Origin of the sequence: Mesorhizobium alhagi CCNWXJ12-2 (genome assembly GCF_000236565.1) — a bacterium.
Classification (GTDB): domain Bacteria; phylum Pseudomonadota; class Alphaproteobacteria; order Rhizobiales; family Rhizobiaceae; genus Allomesorhizobium; species Allomesorhizobium alhagi.
The window spans coordinates 14,652-30,701 of the sequence record NZ_AHAM01000001.1 but is presented as its reverse complement, the minus strand read 5'-3'; the positions used below and the strand labels follow the sequence as shown (position 1 = coordinate 30,701).

Annotated in this window: 18 protein-coding genes and 1 pseudogene; 14 read left to right on the top strand and 5 right to left on the bottom strand. The window is 64.4% G+C overall.

The window, feature by feature from the left end; all coding sequences use genetic code 11:
• Both MAXJ12_RS37475 and MAXJ12_RS00160 read left to right on the top strand, forming a co-directional pair.
• Positions 1-832: pseudogene (locus MAXJ12_RS37475) on the top strand (hypothetical protein); the annotation flags it as partial.
• Positions 833-887: 55 nt separating this feature from the next.
• Positions 888-1,253 carry a VOC family protein gene (locus MAXJ12_RS00160; protein WP_008833692.1) on the top strand — a complete coding sequence of 122 codons (366 nt, stop codon included), beginning with the start codon at positions 888-890 and terminating at the stop codon, positions 1,251-1,253.
• A gap of 33 nt (positions 1,254-1,286) precedes the next feature.
• Here the strand turns inward: MAXJ12_RS00160 and MAXJ12_RS00155 are convergent, their stop codons facing one another.
• Both MAXJ12_RS00155 and MAXJ12_RS00150 read right to left on the bottom strand, forming a co-directional pair.
• Complete coding sequence (locus tag MAXJ12_RS00155; protein WP_008833691.1) at positions 1,287-1,679, bottom strand: hypothetical protein; 393 nt, start codon at positions 1,677-1,679, stop codon at positions 1,287-1,289.
• A gap of 87 nt (positions 1,680-1,766) precedes the next feature.
• Complete coding sequence (locus tag MAXJ12_RS00150; RefSeq protein ID WP_040584451.1) at positions 1,767-1,976, bottom strand: SlyX family protein; 210 nt, start codon at positions 1,974-1,976, stop codon at positions 1,767-1,769.
• A gap of 209 nt (positions 1,977-2,185) precedes the next feature.
• Between MAXJ12_RS00150 and MAXJ12_RS00145 the strand changes: the two genes are divergently transcribed.
• From MAXJ12_RS00145 to deoA, 7 genes are all read left to right on the top strand, one after another.
• On the top strand, positions 2,186-3,718 hold the full coding sequence (locus tag MAXJ12_RS00145; protein WP_008833689.1) for an ABC transporter ATP-binding protein: 1,533 nt from the start codon (positions 2,186-2,188) through the stop codon (positions 3,716-3,718).
• A complete protein-coding gene (locus MAXJ12_RS00140; protein WP_008833688.1) occupies positions 3,715-4,266 on the top strand; it encodes a cysteine hydrolase family protein in 552 nt (183 codons plus the stop codon). The genes MAXJ12_RS00145 and MAXJ12_RS00140 overlap by 4 nt, the downstream gene beginning before the upstream one ends.
• Positions 4,263-5,402 carry an ABC transporter permease gene (locus MAXJ12_RS00135; protein ID WP_008833687.1) on the top strand — a complete coding sequence of 380 codons (1,140 nt, stop codon included), beginning with the start codon at positions 4,263-4,265 and terminating at the stop codon, positions 5,400-5,402. Before MAXJ12_RS00140 ends, MAXJ12_RS00135 begins: the two co-directional genes overlap by 4 nt.
• Position 5,403: 1 nt before the next feature.
• On the top strand, positions 5,404-6,375 hold the full coding sequence (locus MAXJ12_RS00130) for an ABC transporter permease (protein ID WP_008833686.1): 972 nt from the start codon (positions 5,404-5,406) through the stop codon (positions 6,373-6,375).
• Positions 6,376-6,433: 58 nt separating this feature from the next.
• On the top strand, positions 6,434-6,826 hold the full coding sequence (gene cdd, locus MAXJ12_RS00125) for a cytidine deaminase (RefSeq protein ID WP_008833685.1): 393 nt from the start codon (positions 6,434-6,436) through the stop codon (positions 6,824-6,826).
• Positions 6,823-7,623 carry a purine-nucleoside phosphorylase gene (locus tag MAXJ12_RS00120; RefSeq protein WP_008833684.1) on the top strand — a complete coding sequence of 267 codons (801 nt, stop codon included), beginning with the start codon at positions 6,823-6,825 and terminating at the stop codon, positions 7,621-7,623. Before cdd ends, MAXJ12_RS00120 begins: the two co-directional genes overlap by 4 nt.
• Positions 7,624-7,852: 229 nt before the next feature.
• Positions 7,853-9,172 (top strand): thymidine phosphorylase, encoded by a 1,320-nt coding sequence (gene deoA, locus MAXJ12_RS00115; protein WP_008833683.1) that lies wholly within the window; start codon positions 7,853-7,855, stop codon positions 9,170-9,172.
• Between the two features lie 6 nt (positions 9,173-9,178).
• On the opposite strand, the gene MAXJ12_RS00110 is transcribed toward deoA, so the two are convergent.
• From MAXJ12_RS00110 to MAXJ12_RS00100, 3 genes are all read right to left on the bottom strand, one after another.
• Positions 9,179-9,745 carry a TIGR02281 family clan AA aspartic protease gene (locus MAXJ12_RS00110; protein WP_008833682.1) on the bottom strand — a complete coding sequence of 189 codons (567 nt, stop codon included), beginning with the start codon at positions 9,743-9,745 and terminating at the stop codon, positions 9,179-9,181.
• Positions 9,746-9,850: 105 nt separating this feature from the next.
• Positions 9,851-10,477, bottom strand: a complete 627-nt coding sequence (upp, locus tag MAXJ12_RS00105) for a uracil phosphoribosyltransferase (protein ID WP_008833681.1) — start codon at positions 10,475-10,477, stop codon at positions 9,851-9,853.
• Positions 10,478-10,574: 97 nt separating this feature from the next.
• Positions 10,575-11,549, bottom strand: a complete 975-nt coding sequence (locus tag MAXJ12_RS00100; RefSeq protein ID WP_008833680.1) for an adenosine deaminase — start codon at positions 11,547-11,549, stop codon at positions 10,575-10,577.
• 114 nt (positions 11,550-11,663) lie between these two features.
• On the opposite strand from MAXJ12_RS00100, the gene ubiE reads away from it, so the two are divergent.
• The 5 genes from ubiE to coaBC all read left to right on the top strand — a co-directional run bounded on the left by ubiE (position 11,664) and on the right by coaBC (position 15,971).
• Positions 11,664-12,440, top strand: a complete 777-nt coding sequence (ubiE, locus tag MAXJ12_RS00095) for a bifunctional demethylmenaquinone methyltransferase/2-methoxy-6-polyprenyl-1,4-benzoquinol methylase UbiE (RefSeq protein ID WP_008833679.1) — start codon at positions 11,664-11,666, stop codon at positions 12,438-12,440.
• Positions 12,441-12,453: 13 nt separating this feature from the next.
• Positions 12,454-14,028 (top strand): 2-polyprenylphenol 6-hydroxylase, encoded by a 1,575-nt coding sequence (gene ubiB / locus MAXJ12_RS00090; protein WP_008833678.1) that lies wholly within the window; start codon positions 12,454-12,456, stop codon positions 14,026-14,028.
• Between the two features lie 61 nt (positions 14,029-14,089).
• On the top strand, positions 14,090-14,332 hold the full coding sequence (locus MAXJ12_RS00085) for a FitA-like ribbon-helix-helix domain-containing protein (RefSeq protein ID WP_040584450.1): 243 nt from the start codon (positions 14,090-14,092) through the stop codon (positions 14,330-14,332).
• Positions 14,329-14,739 carry a type II toxin-antitoxin system VapC family toxin gene (locus MAXJ12_RS00080; protein WP_008833676.1) on the top strand — a complete coding sequence of 137 codons (411 nt, stop codon included), beginning with the start codon at positions 14,329-14,331 and terminating at the stop codon, positions 14,737-14,739. The genes MAXJ12_RS00085 and MAXJ12_RS00080 overlap by 4 nt, the downstream gene beginning before the upstream one ends.
• Positions 14,740-14,753: 14 nt before the next feature.
• Positions 14,754-15,971, top strand: a complete 1,218-nt coding sequence (gene coaBC / locus MAXJ12_RS00075) for a bifunctional phosphopantothenoylcysteine decarboxylase/phosphopantothenate--cysteine ligase CoaBC (protein WP_008833675.1) — start codon at positions 14,754-14,756, stop codon at positions 15,969-15,971.
• Positions 15,972-16,050: the final 79 nt, after the last annotated feature.

The window sequence follows — 16,050 nt, the reverse complement described above, 5'->3', positions numbered from 1 at the left end:
GCTGCTGAACTCCATATCGCCGCCGGCCTGGCGCGCACCCGTGCTGGCGATCTGGGGCGGCTTCGTTCCGGTCGGCTTCGCCGTCGCCAACTTCATGTCTGCCTGGATCCTACCCGCGGGCGAGACGGCCTTCCTGATCTCGGCAATCGCGGCGTTCGCCCTCTTTGCGGCGGCGGCGATCGTGCTTGTGTTAAAGGTGGCGGATTTCACCGGCCATCGCATGGCCGAACCGGAAAACGGCGGCGCATTCAGCGCCACCATGACCACAGGCGTGGTGCTGGTCTCGCTCGCTTTCGGCATCTACGTTGTCCTGTCGGTCGGCTTCTTCGCCTTCATGCCAGCCTTCATCGCCGGCGGGGCGTCAGCAATCGCGATTTCGGCCGGAACGATCGCGCTGCTCGTTCCGCTCGGCAATCTCCTGACCGGATGGCTGGTGCGCGGCCGCGACGCCCGCTTCGCCGCCTGGCTTGCCGCGATCGGCTTCGCCGCGACCGCGGCGGCCGCCTTGCCGGCCTTTGCCGGAACATCGGCCTGGTCCGCAACGCTCGCGGCGATCGTGTTGGCGATCTCGGGCGGCGTTGCCGCCTCCGCGCTTTTCGCCTCCATTCCGCTGATCCTGCCCAGGGACGGCTCGGCCGCAATCGCCATCGGCCTTGTCTGCCAGGCCGGCGGCATCGGCACGGTGTTCGGCCCGCCGCTCGCGGGCCAGATCATCGAGAGCTATGGCTGGCCGGGCTTCGGCTGGTTTCTGGCGGTGTCGTCGGCTGCAGGGATCGGGAGCCTCGTACCGCTGCTGGCGGGACGGGCCGGAACTAAGCTGGCCGTGCGGTGATTGTCGGCCTATTCTCGCCCGATGACCAGTCGTCAACTCGAAGAGGAGAGCGACAATGGCCAAGGTGACAGGCATAGGCGGCTTCTTCTTCCGGGCGCGCGATCCGAAGGCGCTCGCCGCCTGGTACGAGACACATCTCGGCATAGACGACATAGCGAAAACCGTATGGCGGCAGCAGGAGGGGCCGACCGTGTTCACGCCGTTTGCGGAAAACACCGACTATTTCGGTCGAGCCGGGCAGCAATGGTTGATCAATTTCCGCGTCGACGATCTCGACGCGATGATGGCCGATCTCAAGGCGGCAGGCATCGCGGTAGAGACCCGCGCGGAATGGGATTCGGAAGCCGGGCGCTTCTGCCGCATCCATGACCCGGAAGGCAACCCAATCGAATTGTGGGAGCCTTCGGCAGGCAATCGATAGAACTCACGGGCTGGCTCCGGCTGCGGCCGGTTCTTACGGAGCGTTGGAGATGCCCGCGACATAGCCGAGCGCGAAGGCCGCGATCAGGCATGCGGCTGCGAGCACTGCGCGCCAGCCCGGGATGGAGTGCAGGCCGATGCGGCGGATGGCCGCCCGGCCGGCGATTTGCTGCGCCGCCAACGCCACGGCGGGCGCCACGCCGCGCATTTGCGGCAGTTCGGCGATGCGCTCCGAGATCGCTCGCCACCGGCCGTCCGGCGCGGGGTCGGCGTCCAGAACATGCATGCGCTCGGCGAGGCGCAGCACGGCGTCGCGAAATGCGCCGTCGCGCTCGAGATCGCGTTCAGCGCGCTCGCGCTCCTCGTCATCCATCAGACCGAGCACGTAGTGGCCGGCCCGAGCCAGGCGATCGCCTTCGTCGATCATGGCAGCCCTCCACTGATGATCATGCGGCTCGCGAGTTCGCCCGTAAAGAGGGGTTTCCTTCCGGCGAGAATCGGGTTCAGCCGATCTTCACCAGTGCGGCGGCCTGGTCGCCGGAGCCTCGGGCGCGGTTTGCTCCTCAAGCGCCAGAAAGCGCGTCGCCAGTGCTTCCAGCGTCTTCTGCAGGCGCTCGATTTCTTTCCACTGCTCGACGATCTGGGCGGAAAGCTCGTCTATCGTCTTTTCCTGTTCGGCGGCGCGGATTTCAAGCGTCGTCAGCCGGTCACCGGGCGTCGTCATCGGAAATACCTCATTCTGCCAGAGCGTCGCGGCGAAGCGCGCAAATCGCTGGATAGCTGATTGATTATAGCGCTCCGCCGGCCTTGGGAAATTGACAAGCGCATCGGGATTTGTCGAGAGTGGTCCAATCCGCGCGGTGATTGGCACAGCAAATCCGGCATGCTAGTTTTTTGACCAAGCGATAAAAACAACAAGAGGTGGGACGTCGCATGGCGGAGGCCGCAATCGAGCTTGTCGGCATCAATAAGAGCTTCGGCGCGGTCCGGGCCAACCGGGACATCAATCTCGAAATCCAGCGCGGCACCATTCACGGCATCGTCGGCGAGAACGGCGCCGGGAAGTCGACGCTGATGTCGATCCTCTACGGCTTCTACCAGGCCGACAGCGGCGAGATCCGGGTCGGCGGCAAGCCGGCGGTGATAAAGACGCCGAACGACGCGATTGCGGCCGGCATCGGCATGGTCCACCAGCACTTCATGCTGGTCCAAAATTTTTCGGTCATCGAAAACATCATTCTGGGTGCCGAGGGCGAAGCGCTGCTGAAAACCAGCATCGCTAAAGCACGATCCGAACTGGTGCGGCTGGAAAAGGAATATGGCCTCGAAGTCGATCCGGACGCGCTGATCGAGGAATTGCCGGTCGGTCTGCAGCAGCGCGTCGAAATCCTCAAGGCCCTCTACCGCAGCGCCGACGTTCTCATCCTCGACGAGCCGACCGGCGTTCTGACGCCGCCGGAGGCCGACCACCTGTTCCGCATCCTCCAGAAGCTGAAGGACGAGGGCAAGACGATCGTCCTCATCACCCACAAGCTGCGTGAGATCATGGCGATCACCGACAACGTCTCGGTCATGCGCCAGGGTGCGATGGTCGCGACCCGCGAGACCGCCAGAACCACCGTTGAGGAACTCGCCGAACTGATGGTCGGGCGGCGCGTGCTGCTCAGGGTCGACAAGGACGAGGCGAAGCCGGGCGCAGTCAAGCTTCAGGTGAAGAACCTGACGGTGAAGGATTCGCGCGGCGTCACCATGGTCGACGATGTTTCATTCGATGTGCGCGGCGGCGAGATCGTCGGTATCGCCGGCGTCGCCGGCAATGGCCAGTCGGAGCTTATCGAGGCGATTTCAGGCATCCGCCGCGCCGTTTCGGGCAGCGTCGAACTGGACGGCAAGCCGATCGACGTGACCGGCTTTGCCGATCCCGGCGAATTGCGCGACCGCGGCCTCGCACACGTGCCGGAGGACCGCCATCATGTCGGGCTGGTGCTGGCCTTCGAGGAGAACGAGAATTCGATCCTCGGCTATCACGACAAGCCGCAATATTTGAATGGCCCGTTCCTGAACATTGAGGCGATCCAGAAGGACGCCGAGGAAAAGATCGCGAAATATGACATCCGGCCCGGCAATCCACGGCTGAGGACCGCGAATTTCTCTGGCGGCAACCAGCAGAAGATCGTGCTCGCGCGGGAAATGGAACAAGATCCCGGCGTGCTGATCGTCGGCCAGCCGACGCGCGGCGTCGACGTCGGCGCCATCGAATTCATCCACAAGCGCCTCATCGCCATGCGCGACCAGGGCAAGGCTGTGCTTCTGATCTCGGTTGAACTCGACGAGATACGCTCGCTGTCGGACCGCATCCTGGTGATGTTCGCCGGCCGGATCGTCGGCGAGCGCGGCGAAGACGCAACCGAAGGCGAGCTTGGCTTGCTGATGGCCGGCATCGAGCGCCAGGAGGCCGCGGAATGACGACGCCTGCGCTTCTTGTCATCGACGTGCAGAACGCCATCGACGACCCGAAATGGGGCCGGCGCGGCCAGCCCGAAATGGAGGAGACCATCGGTGAATTGCTGGCGGCATGGCGTGAGCGGCGCCTGCCGATCGTCCATATCCGCCACGATTCGACCGACGCCGCCTCACCCTACCGGCCGGGCACACGCGGCAACGAGTTCAAGCCGGAGGTCGCGCCGCAGCCGGGCGAACCGGTGGTCGACAAGCGCACCAACAGCGCCTTTATCGGCACCGACCTGATGGACCTGCTCGACGAGTTGCAGGTCAGCCAATTGGTCATGACCGGCGTGCTGCTCGAAAATTCGGTCGAGGCGACCGCCCGCATGGCCGGCAATCTCGGCTTCGAAGTGGTGATCCCGGAAGACGCGGTAGCAAGCATCGACCGCACCGACCTGCGCGGGAGGCATTGGCCGGCCGAGGATGTGCACGCGCTGACGCTGGCCATCCTCGACAAGGAGTACGCAAAAATTTCTGACGCAAGATCGGTCATTGAGGCCCTGCCATGAGCGTGCCCTACGCAAAACTCCCGGGCTGGGCCGATTACGGGCTGATCCCGATCATCAATCTTCTGGTTGCGTTCCTCGTCGCCGGCGTCGTCGTGCTGCTCGTCGGAGAAAATCCGCTGAGCGCCGCCGTCATTCTCATCGACGGCGCATTCGGCAGCGGCCAAAACATCGCCTATACGCTCTATTACGCCACCAACTTCATCTTCACCGGCCTGGCGGTCGCAGTGGCGTTCCATGCCGGCCTGTTCAACATCGGCGGCGAGGGGCAGGCTTATATTGCCGGCCTCGGCGTGGCGCTGGTCTGCCTCACCTTCGATTCGGTCCTGCCCTGGTGGCTGACCTTTCCGCTGGCCATAGCGGCCTCGGCGGCGGTGGGTGCGCTGTGGGCGCTCATCCCCGCCTACCTGCAGGCCAAGCGCGGCTCCCACATCGTCATCACCACCATCATGTTCAATTTCATCGCAGCCAGCGCCATGGTCTACCTGCTGGTCGACGTCTTGAAGCCGGCCGGATCGATGGCGCCGCAGACGCGTGATTTCTTCGACGGTGCGCAACTGCCTAAAATGGGTTGGCTGCTTGAATCGCTCGGCCTGGCGGTTCGCTCCGCGCCGCTAAACATCTCCTTCCTGCTGGCGCTGCTGATGGCCTTCGCCGTCTGGGTGCTGATCTGGCGCACGAAGCTCGGCTATGAGATGCGAACCTTCGGCTTCAGCCCCAAGGCGGCGCGCTATGCCGGAGTTTCGGAAAGCCGCATCATCATCATCGCCATGATGATCTCGGGCGGACTGGCCGGTATGATGGCGCTCAATCCGATCATGGGCGACCAGCACCGCGTCGCGCTGGATTTCGTCGCGGGCGCCGGTTTCGTCGGCATCGCGGTGGCGCTGATGGGGCGCTCGCATCCGGCCGGCATCGTGCCGGCGGCAATTCTGTTCGGTGTGCTCTATCAGGGTGGCGCCGAACTCGCTTTCGAGATGCCCAACATCTCGCGCGACATGATCGTCATCATCCAGGGTCTCGTGATCCTGTTCGCCGGCGCGCTGGAGCACATGTTCCGCGCGCCCATCCAGGCGGTATTTGCCTCGTTCAGCCCGCGATCGGTCGGGGTCGCGGCGCCGAAGGGGGAGGGCGCCTGAGATGGAATTCGTAGGCATCATGCTGCAGATTTTCGACGCGACCATTCGCGTCTCCGTGCCGCTGCTGCTCGCCTGCCTGGCCGGGCTCTATTCGGAGCGGGCTGGCGTCTTCGACATCGGGCTCGAGGGCAAGATGCTGGCCGGCGCCTTTGCCGGCGCCTCGGCGGCCGCGGTCACGGGCTCCGCCTGGATGGGTCTTGGAGCCGCGGTGGTCACCGCCGTGTTCTTCGCGCTGGTGCACGGCTTCGCCTCGATCACCCATCGCGGCAACCAGATCGTCTCCGGCGTCGCCATCAATTTCATCGCCGCCGGGTCGACCATCATCCTCGGCCAGGCCTGGTTCCGGCAGGGCGGGCGCACGCCGTCGCTTTCCGGCGACGCGCGCTTCGGGGCGATCACGCTGCCGGGCGCCGACGCAGTGCGCGACGTGCCGGTGCTCGGGCCTGTCTATTCCGAGCTGATCTCGGGCCACTCGCTGCTGGTCTATGTGGCCTTCCTGATGGTGCCGTTCACCTGGTGGGTGCTGTTCCGCACCCGCTTCGGCCTCAGGTTGCGCGCCGTCGGCGAAAACCCGGCGGCGGTCGATACGGCCGGCATTTCGGTGACCTGGCTGCGCTACCGCGCAGTCATCTTCACGGGCGTTCTGACGGGGATGGCTGGCGCCTACCTGTCGATCGCACAGAACGCCGGTTTCGTGAAGGACATGACCGCCGGCAAGGGGTTCATCGCGCTGGCAGCGCTCATCTTCGCCAAATGGAAGCCGGTGCCGGCGATGTTCGCGTGCCTGTTGTTCGGCTTTCTCGAGGCGGCCTCGATCCGCTTTCAAGGCCTGCCCTGGCCTGTGATCGGCAAGGTGCCGGTGCAGCTCATCAACGCTCTGCCCTTCATCCTGACGGTCATCCTGCTCGCCGGCTTCATCGGCAAGGCGATCCCGCCGCGCGCCGGCGGCGTGCCTTATGTGAAGGAGCGATAAGCATGATCCCGAAAAGTGGAATCCGGTTTTCGGACAAGATCATGCGAGAGAACTAAGAATGTCTCATGACCTCTTCCTGGCGGCGAAGGCCGCCATGGCCAATGCCTATGCGCCCTATTCGAAATTCCCGGTCGGCGCTGCCATTCGCACCACGGACGGCAGGGTGTTTTCCGGCTGCAACATTGAGGTGGCCTCCTATCCGGAAGGCTGGTGCGCCGAGACGACGGCGCTCGGTCATTACATCATGGGCGGCGGCGGCGAGATTGCCGAGATCGCAGTCGTTGCCGAGCGCATGGCGAGGATCACGCCCTGCGGCGCCTGCCGTCAGCGGCTCGCCGAATTCGCGGGCGCGGATGCGAAACTCCATCTCTGCGACGACGCCGGCGTAGTCGAAACGGTTACCATGGGCGCGATGCTCCCCTATGGGTTCGAGGGCGGGATTCTGAAATGAACGAAGCGGTTGGCCGGCTTGTCGAGAGGCTGGATGGGCGGATGCCGTCGATTGCGCTGGTGCTGGGCTCCGGCCTTGGCGGGCTGGCCGGCGAGGTGGAGGATGCGGTCCGCATTCCCTATGCCGAACTGCCCGGCTTTCCTGCGAGCGGCGTAACCGGCCATGCCGGCGAGATCGTCGCCGGCAATCTAGCCGGAAGGCCGGTGCTGTTGCTTGCCGGTCGCGCGCATTATTACGAGCACGGCAATGCCGCCGCCATGCGCCCGGCGCTGGAGACGCTTGCGGGCATTGGCGTGACCAAGCTGATCCTCACCAATGCCGCCGGCTCCGTCGATCCCGACATGCCGCCGGGCTCGGTCATGCTGATCACCGACCACATCAACTTCTCCGGCTCCAATCCGCTGTTCGGCGAGCCGACTGATCGCCGCTTCGTCGGCCTCACCGAAGCGTACGATGCGGGCCTGCGCGCAGCCTTCGAAAAGGCGGCGCAAGCGACCGGCACGAAGCTGCACAAGGGCGTCTATATGTGGTTTTCCGGCCCGTCCTTCGAGACGCCGGCCGAGATCCGTATGGCCCGCGTGATGGGCGCGACCGCCGTCGGCATGTCGACCGTGCCGGAGGTGATCCTCGCCCGCTTCCTCGGCCTGCGCGTCGCCGCGGCCTCGGTTATCACCAACCTAGCCGCCGGCATGACCGGCGCGGAGTTGTCGCATCAGGAGACCAAGGACATGGCGCCGATCGGCGGCGCGCGGCTGGCGACGGTGCTGAAGCATATGTTTTCGGAGGGGTTCGATTGATGACCACCTTCCGTGGCAACGGAGGCAAGTCGGCTCCCTGCGTTACCCCCACCCCTAACCCCTCCCCTCAAGGGGGAGGGGGATTCGGCTGGGTCTCCGCTAGGCACAAAGCTTCAACGAGGTTTCTCGGCATTGCGGCCGGCAAGTCCCCCTCCCCCTTGAGGGGAGGGGCTAGGGGTGGGGGTAATACAGGGCGTCCACCTTCGCCGTCCATGGGCGGTCAAACCTGATGCTCCCTCAGGAAATCATCCGCCGCAAGCGTGACGACCAGCCGCTCTCCGCAGAAGAGATTGCCGGCTTCATTGCCGGCGTCACCTCCGGCGCGGTTTCCGAGGGCCAGGCGGCGGCGCTGGCGATGGCAATCTTCTTCAACGGCATGAGCCGCGACGAGGCGGTCGCGCTGACGCTCGCCATGCGCGATTCCGGCGAGGTGCTGGACTGGTCCGACCTGCCCGGCCCGGTCACCGACAAGCATTCGACCGGTGGCGTCGGCGACAATGTCTCGCTGATGCTGGCGCCGATCGTGGCTGCCTGCGGCGCCTATGTGCCGATGATTTCCGGCCGCGGCCTAGGCCACACCGGCGGCACGCTCGACAAGATGGATTCGATCCCCGGCTACACGACTCAGCCCGATATCGCATTGCTTCGCCGGACCGTCCTGTCGGCCGGCTGCGCCATCATCGGCCAGACCGCCGATCTGGCTCCTGCCGACAAGCGGCTCTACGCCATCCGCGACGTCACCGCGACGGTGGAATCCGTGCCGCTGATCACCGCTTCGATCCTGTCCAAGAAACTCGCCGCCGGCCTGCAGTCGCTGGTGCTTGACGTCAAGCTCGGCAACGGCGCCTTCATGGCCAAGTCGCGCGACGCGACCGCGCTCGCCACGAGCCTGGTCGAAGTGGCCAACGGCGCGGGGCTGAAAACCTCGGCGCTGATCACCGGCATGAACGAGCCGCTGGCCTCGGCCGCCGGCAACGCCGTCGAGGTCGCTAACGCCGTGGATTTCCTGACCGGGAGGTTGCGCGACGCTCGGTTGGAGGAGGTGACGCTGGAACTCGCCGCCGAGATGCTGCAGGCGGCGGGCATTGCCGGATCCAATCGCGAAGGCATTGAGCGCGCCTCCCGGGTGCTGCACAGCGGCAAGGCTGCCGAGACCTTCGGGCGTATGGTGGCCGAACTCGGCGGACCGGCGGATTTCATCGAGAAAAGCCGGCATTATCTGCCCAAGGCCAAGGTCGAACGCGCCGTCAGCGCGCCGAAGGACGGCTACGTTGCAGGTGTGGCGACCCGTGAGATCGGTCTCGCCGTCGTCACGCTCGGCGGCGGTCGCACCCGACCGGAAGACAGCGTCGACCATTCGGTCGGAATCACCCGGCTGCTACCGGTCGGCGCGGAGGTGAAAGCCGGCGAGGCGCTGGCGCTGGTCCATGCGAGATCCGAGGCCGACGCGGAGAAGGCGGCGGCCGCGATCCAGTCGGCCTATACGCTCGGCGAAACGAAACCGCCGTTGCAGAAGTCGGTGATCAGGCGGATCGGCGCGCGGGTGTAGTCGGGCTCACTGCGCCAGAAGCAGCGTCCCGTTTTCGATTTCGAATTTTCCCAGCCGCTTGAGAAAGCTCATGCCGATCAGTGTGCCCGACAGCGCCTTGTCGTCGAGCACCACGGCCTGGATGTTCTCGACATGGACGCGGCCGATCTCGATGCGGTCGATCATCACGGCAGCCGCCCGGGTCTCTCCATTGGCGGTGTTGACGGAATGCCGAAAATCGGAACTTTTCAGGGAAATCCCGATGCGCCGCGCCGTGGAGGCGTTGATCGCGACCGTGGTCGCGCCGGTATCGACCAGCGCTTCGACCTTGCGGCCGTTGAGCTTGAAATCGGCCAGGAAATGCCCCCGCTCGTCGGCCGCGAGCCGCACCATCCTGCCGGTCAGAGTTTCAGGCTGGACTGGCGTCTTCGGCCTGACCGTATTGATGGCGGCAGGTGTGGCGCGTTCCTGGCTGTCGCCTCCCGCGCCCGACTGCAGCAAGGCATGGAACGCCTGCGGGTTGGACTGATAGGCGATGGGGATCAGCATCGATGTGCCGGCGCATACGCCGAGGATGATGAGTTGCCGCAGCATGGTCGCGCCCTGGTTCGTATCAGGAGCATAGCCTGCGGCCGGTATCCGGCGATTAACGCAGCGCCAATTCTTGCGCCTTCGTTAACGCATGCTGAACGGGCGAAGCTACTTCGTCCCGTAGAGCCGGTCGCCGGCGTCGCCCAGGCCGGGCACGATATAGCCCTTTTCATTGAGCAGGCGGTCGATGGCGGCGGTGTAGACCTGGACGTCCGGATGCGCCTTGGTGAAGCGCTCTATGCCTTCGGGGGCAGCCAGCAGGCAAAGATAGCGCAGGTTGGTGGCGCCGCGGCCCTTCAGCTTTTCGATCGCCGCAATCGCTGAATTGGCGGTCGCCAGCATCGGGTCGACGACGATTACCAGCCGGTCGGCAAGGTCGCTCGGCGCCTTGAAGAAATATTCGATCGCCTCCAGCGTCTCATGGTCGCGGTAGAGGCCGATATGGGCGACGCGCGCGGCCGGAACCAGGTCGAGCAGGCCTTCGAGCAGGCCATTACCGGCGCGCAGCACCGAGGCGAAGACCAGCTTCTTGCCTTCGAGGGTCGGTGCTTCCATCGTCTCGATCGGCGTCTCGATCGTTTTCGTGGTCAGTTCCAGGTCGCGCGTCACCTCATAGCCGAGCAGCAGCGAGATCTCGCGCAAAAGCCGGCGAAAGCTTGCCGTCGACGTTTCCTTGTCGCGCATGATGGTGAGCTTGTGCTGGACAAGCGGGTGGTCGACGACGGTAACGCCCATAATGCTTACTCCTGAGTTCCGACTGCCGATACTATAGGCTGTGCTGCCGGCAAGAAACGCCTCGTTCAGGCCCGGCCACAGTTTTGTCGATAGCGCGTCAGCGGTGACCGGTGTTCAGCCGCGCAAGAAGCTGCGCCTTGGTCTTCCTGTCGACGAAGGCCGCCTCGATCGCGGTCCGAGTCACTGCCGTCAGATCCTTGTCGCTCATGCCGAAATGCTCGGCCGCAATATCGTATTCGTGTTTCAGCGTCGTCCAGAAATAGGGCGGGTCGTCGGAATTCAGCGTGACCTTGCAGCCGGTTGCCAGCAAGGCGGGGAATGGATGCTCGGCGTAGCTGTCGAACACTTTCAGCGCGATGTTCGACCCGGGGCAGCACTCCAGCACCACGCCTTCGGCGGCGATGCGCTTGACCAGATCCGGATTTTCGATGGCGCGCACGCCGTGGCCGATGCGCGACGGGCGGATGTGATCGAGCGCCGCCTGCACGCTCTCCCAGCCGCCGAATTCGCCGGCATGAATGGTGATGCCGAGGCCGGCCTCGCGTGCGATCTCGAAGGCGCGCACGTAATCTTCGATGTCGCCGTTCCGCTCGTCGCCGGCTACACCGAAGCCGGTCACCAGCGGGTGGCCGCATCTGGCGGCGAAGCGCGCCGCGGCCTCAATCGATTCGAGGCCGACATGCCGCACGCCGGTTACGATCATGCGGCCTTCGATCCCGGTCTTGGCCTTGGCCCGCGCCATGCCTTCGCCGAGCGCGTCGGTATAGGCCTGAGGCGACAGACCGGCCTTCGTCGCATGGTCAGGCGAGGTGAATATCTCGGAATAGATCGCGCCGTCGCGCGCCAGGCTGGTCAGGTAATATTCGGAGAGCCGCGCATAATCGTCCTCCGTGCGGAACAGGTCGGCGGCGAAGTCGTAAGCCTTCAGGAAACTGGTGAAATCATGCCAGACGAAGGAGCCGTTCTGGATGTAGGGAGAGACGTCCTTGCCGTATTTCTGCGCCTGCCTGATCACGAGTTCGGGTGCTGCCGCACCTTCGATGTGGCAGTGCAGTTCGGCTTTCAAAGGCATTCGTTGGTCCCTGTGCTCTGACGTCCGAGCGCGGCTGTTCATCGCGGCTTAAACAATAGCGCCCCGTATTCCGATCGGCTATGGTCCGGCCAATTTTATGGCGGATCGAAAATAATGTCAGAGCAGCGCATAACGGCCGCCGGCGGCATGGAAACCTCCTACGGTTTCAAGGATGTCGGCGCTGGCGAGAAGCAGACGCTGGTCAACGACGTGTTTCATCGCGTTGCCGGCCGGTACGACCTGATGAACGATCTGATGTCGGGCGGCCTGCACCGGCTGTGGAAGGACGCCTTGGTCTCCTGGCTCAATCCGCCGAAGCGGCCGGGCTGGAAAGTGTTGGACGTCGCCGGCGGCACCGGCGACATCGCCTTCCGCATCATCGACGCCTCGCACGGCAATGCCCATGCGACGGTGCTGGACATCAACGGCTCCATGCTGGCAGTCGGCCGCGAGCGCGCAACAAAGCGCGGACTGGAAGCCAACACCGATTTCGTCGAGGCCAATGCCGAGGAACTGCCCTTCGCCGACGAGACGTTCGACGCCTATACGATCGCCTTCGGCATCCGCAACGTGCCGCGGATCGAGGTTGCCCTGTCGGAGGCGTTCCGCGTCCTGAAGCCGGGCGGCCGCTTCCTCTGCCTAGAATTTTCCGAGGTCGAGATGCCGTTGCTCGACCGCATTTACGAAGCGTGGTCGTTCAGCGCCATTCCGCGCATCGGCCAGGTTGTTGCCGGCGACGGCGAGCCCTACGCCTATTTGGTCGAATCGATCCGTAAATTCCCCAATCAGGAAAACTTCGCTTCGATGATCAGCCGCGCAAGCTTCGACCGCGTGACATGGCGCAATTATTCCGGCGGCATCGCGGCGCTGCATTCGGGCTGGAAGCTGTGACGGACGCATCTGCATGAGCAGTCTGGGAGCGGCATTCCGGCTTGCCTGGGCTGGCTGGATATTGACCCGCGAGGGCGTCATCGCGGCCTTGCCGGGCGACGAACTCTATGGCCTACCGAGGTTAGGCTGGCGGATAGCGCGGCTGCTCACGCGCAGGCGGGCGATCGGCCGCGGCCGCTCTGAAAGGCTGGCGCAGGCGGTCGCGCGGCTTGGCCCGTCCTATGTCAAGCTCGGCCAGTTTCTCGCGACGAGGCCCGACGTGGTCGGCAATGAAATCGCGCTCGACCTTTCGCTTTTGCAGGACCGTATGCGGACCTTCCCGCAGGAGCAGTCCATCGTCGCGATTGAAGCCTCGCTCGGGCGGACCGTTGGCGACCTCTACGCCCGCCTCGGCGATCCCGTCGCCGCCGCCTCGATCGCACAGGTGCACTGGGCCGAGGTTGCCCACAGCGACAGCGTGTCGAAGGTTGCCGTGAAGGTCATACGGCCCGGCGTGCGCAAGGCTTTCTTCCGCGATCTCGAGAGCTTCTTTCTCGCCGCGAGGCTGCAGGAGCGCTACATCCCTTATACTCGGCGCCTGCGGCCGGTCGAGGTCACCCAGACGCTCGCAGAAACCACCAAGATAGAGATGGATTTGCGGTTGGAGGCGGCCGCGCTTTCCGAACTCGGTGAAAATACGAAAAACGATCCGGGTTTTCGCGTGCCTTCCGTCGATTGGGAACGCACCGGCCGTGATGTTCTGACCCTGGAGTGGGTCGACGGCATCAAGATGAGCGATATCGAGGGTTTGCGGGCGGCTGGCCACGACCTGAAGCTCATTGCGGCGAACCTCATTCAGTCATTCCTGCGCCACACGCTGCGCGACGGCTTCTTCCACGCAGACATGCATCCGGGAAACCTGTTCGTCGAGGATGACGGCACCATCGTCGCGGTCGATCTCGGCATTGCCGGCCGTCTCGACAAGAAAGAGCGGCGCTTCCTTGCCGAGATCCTCTACGGATTTATCACCCGCGACTATTTCCGTGTCGCCGAGGTGCATTTCGAGGCGGGGTACGTGCCCCGCCACTTCAATGTCGCCGGCTTCGCCCAGGCGATCCGGGCGATCGGAGAGCCGATCCACGGCCAGCCGGCCGAAACGATCTCCATGGCCAGGCTTTTGACACTGTTGTTCGAGGTCACCGAAATATTCGACATGCAGACCCGGCCCGAACTGGTGCTGCTACAGAAGACCATGGTCGTGGTGGAAGGCGTGGCGCGCACGCTCGATCCGGCCTTCAACATGTGGAAGACGTCCGAGCCGGTGGTCAGTCACTGGATCAAGGACAATCTCGGGCCGCGCGGGATGCTGGCGGACGCGCGCGACGGCGCCAACGCGCTTCTGACACTCGCTCGTCAGGCGCCGGACCTCGCTGCACGCACCGAGCGCCTGTCGCGCGAGATCGACCTGATGGCGGAGCACGGCCTTCGCTTTGATCCGGCGACCGCCAACGCCATCGGCAAAGCCGAAGCGCGCCACACCCGCTCAGGCCGCGCGGCGCTCTGGGTGATCGCGCTGACGCTGGTGTGGATTGCCATCCAGTTGGCTTGATTGACTGCAATGCATGCAATGCTTACAATGCAAGCATTACATGCATCGCGTGGAGGCTACCGTGGCCACTTTGATGATCCGAAATCTTCCCGACGATATAAAACGCGAATTGCGCAAGCGCGCGGCCAATCGCGGCGTTTCGATGGAGCAGGAAGCACGGGATACGCTTGCCCGAAGCGTCCTCGCGCCGGCCGGCCGCCGCAAGCCGTCGATCGAAGCAATGAGCAAGCTGGGCAAGAAGCCGGAACGGCCCTTCGACCTCAAAAAGGTGAGTGACGAAATGTGGGACGCAGGCCTGCAATGACGTCCTTTGTCGCGGACACGTCAGCGATGATCGCCGTTCTTAACGATGAGCCCGACGCACAGCTGTTTAAGGAAGAGTTTCATAATGCGGATAGCGTCCTGGTGAGTTTAGCCACTCTGTTCGAGGCGAGTTGCGTCGTGGCGGGCGAGCGCTTTCCAGATGGTGCCGCTCGACTTGAAGCGCTGATCGATCTTCTTGACCTGGACCAGGTGGCATTCGACTACGCACAACTGCGCCAGGCACGTAGAGCCTACGCGCTCTACGGCCGAGGCTCTGGTCATAGGGCAGGTCTGAATATGGGCGACTGTTTTTCTTATGCTCTGGCAAAGACGCGCAATCTGCCTCTCCTTTTCAAGGGCAACGATTTCAGCCATACCGATATCGAACCGGCGCTGAAGCCGGCCTGACCGACAGGCCCCGCATGACCCTTTCCGGCAAGCGCATTCTCCTGATCATCGGCGGCGGCATCGCGGCTTACAAGTGCCTGGATCTGATCCGCCGCCTGCGCGAGCGCGGCGCCTCGGTACGCTGCGTCATGACCGCCGCCGCCAGGGAATTCGTCACGCCGCTGTCAGTCGGAGCGTTGACGGCCGATCACGTTTTCACCGAACTCTTCGACCGCCAGGACGAGCATGATGTCGGCCACATCCGCCTGTCGCGCGAGGCCGATCTTCTGGTCGTCGCGCCTGCCACCGCCGATCTGATGGCGAAGCTCGCCGGTGGTCAGGCCAACGATCTGGCTTCCACCGTGCTGCTCGCCACCGACAAGAAGGTGCTGATGGCGCCGGCGATGAACCCGAAAATGTGGGCGCATCCGGCGACCCGCCGCAACCGCGCCACGCTGGAGAAGGATGGCGTCAGTTTCGTCGGTCCGGCCAAAGGAGAAATGGCGGAGCGCAACGAGGCCGGCGAAGGCCGCATGGCCGAGCCGCTGGAGATCGTCGCGGCAATCGAGGCGATGCTTGACGAGCGCCCAAAGCCGCTGGCGGGGAGAAGAATAATCGTCACTTCCGGCCCGACCCACGAGCCGATCGATCCGGTACGCTACATCGCCAACCGCTCGTCGGGCAAGCAAGGCCACGCCATCGCGGCGGCGCTGGCGCGCCTTGGCGCAGATGTGCGGCTGGTTTCGGGCCCGGTGACGATCGCCGATCCTACCGGCGTCGATACGCTGCATGTCGAAACAGCGCGCGAGATGCGCGACGCTGTGGAAAAGCTGCTGCCGGCGGACGCCGCGGTGATGGTCGCGGCCGTCGCCGACTGGCGCACGGAAAATTCGGCTGGCGAGAAGATCAAGAAGGTCGCGGGCGAGGGGCCTCCAGCGCTCCAGATGGTCGAGAATCCTGACATTCTGGCAGGCGTCGGCCATCACCGGAAGCGGCCGTGGCTGGTCGTAGGCTTCGCCGCCGAAACCCAGAGCGTAGTCGAGAACGCCAAGGCCAAGCTCGGGAAAAAGGGCGCGGACATCATCGTCGCCAACGATGTCTCGCCCGAAGGCGGCGTCATGGGCGGCGACCGCAACCGGGTCAGGATCGTGTCGAAGGCGGGCATCGAGGAATGGCCCGAGATGGGCAAGGACGAAGTCGCCGAAAGGCTGGCTGGGTTGATTGCCGAACGCCTGCAAACGATCGAGGTATAACCGCCTCTGTCCTTGGCGCGATCTGTATCTACCGGCGCGCGATCAAGTTGCGTCATCGCCAATAGGACGCGATGCTGCG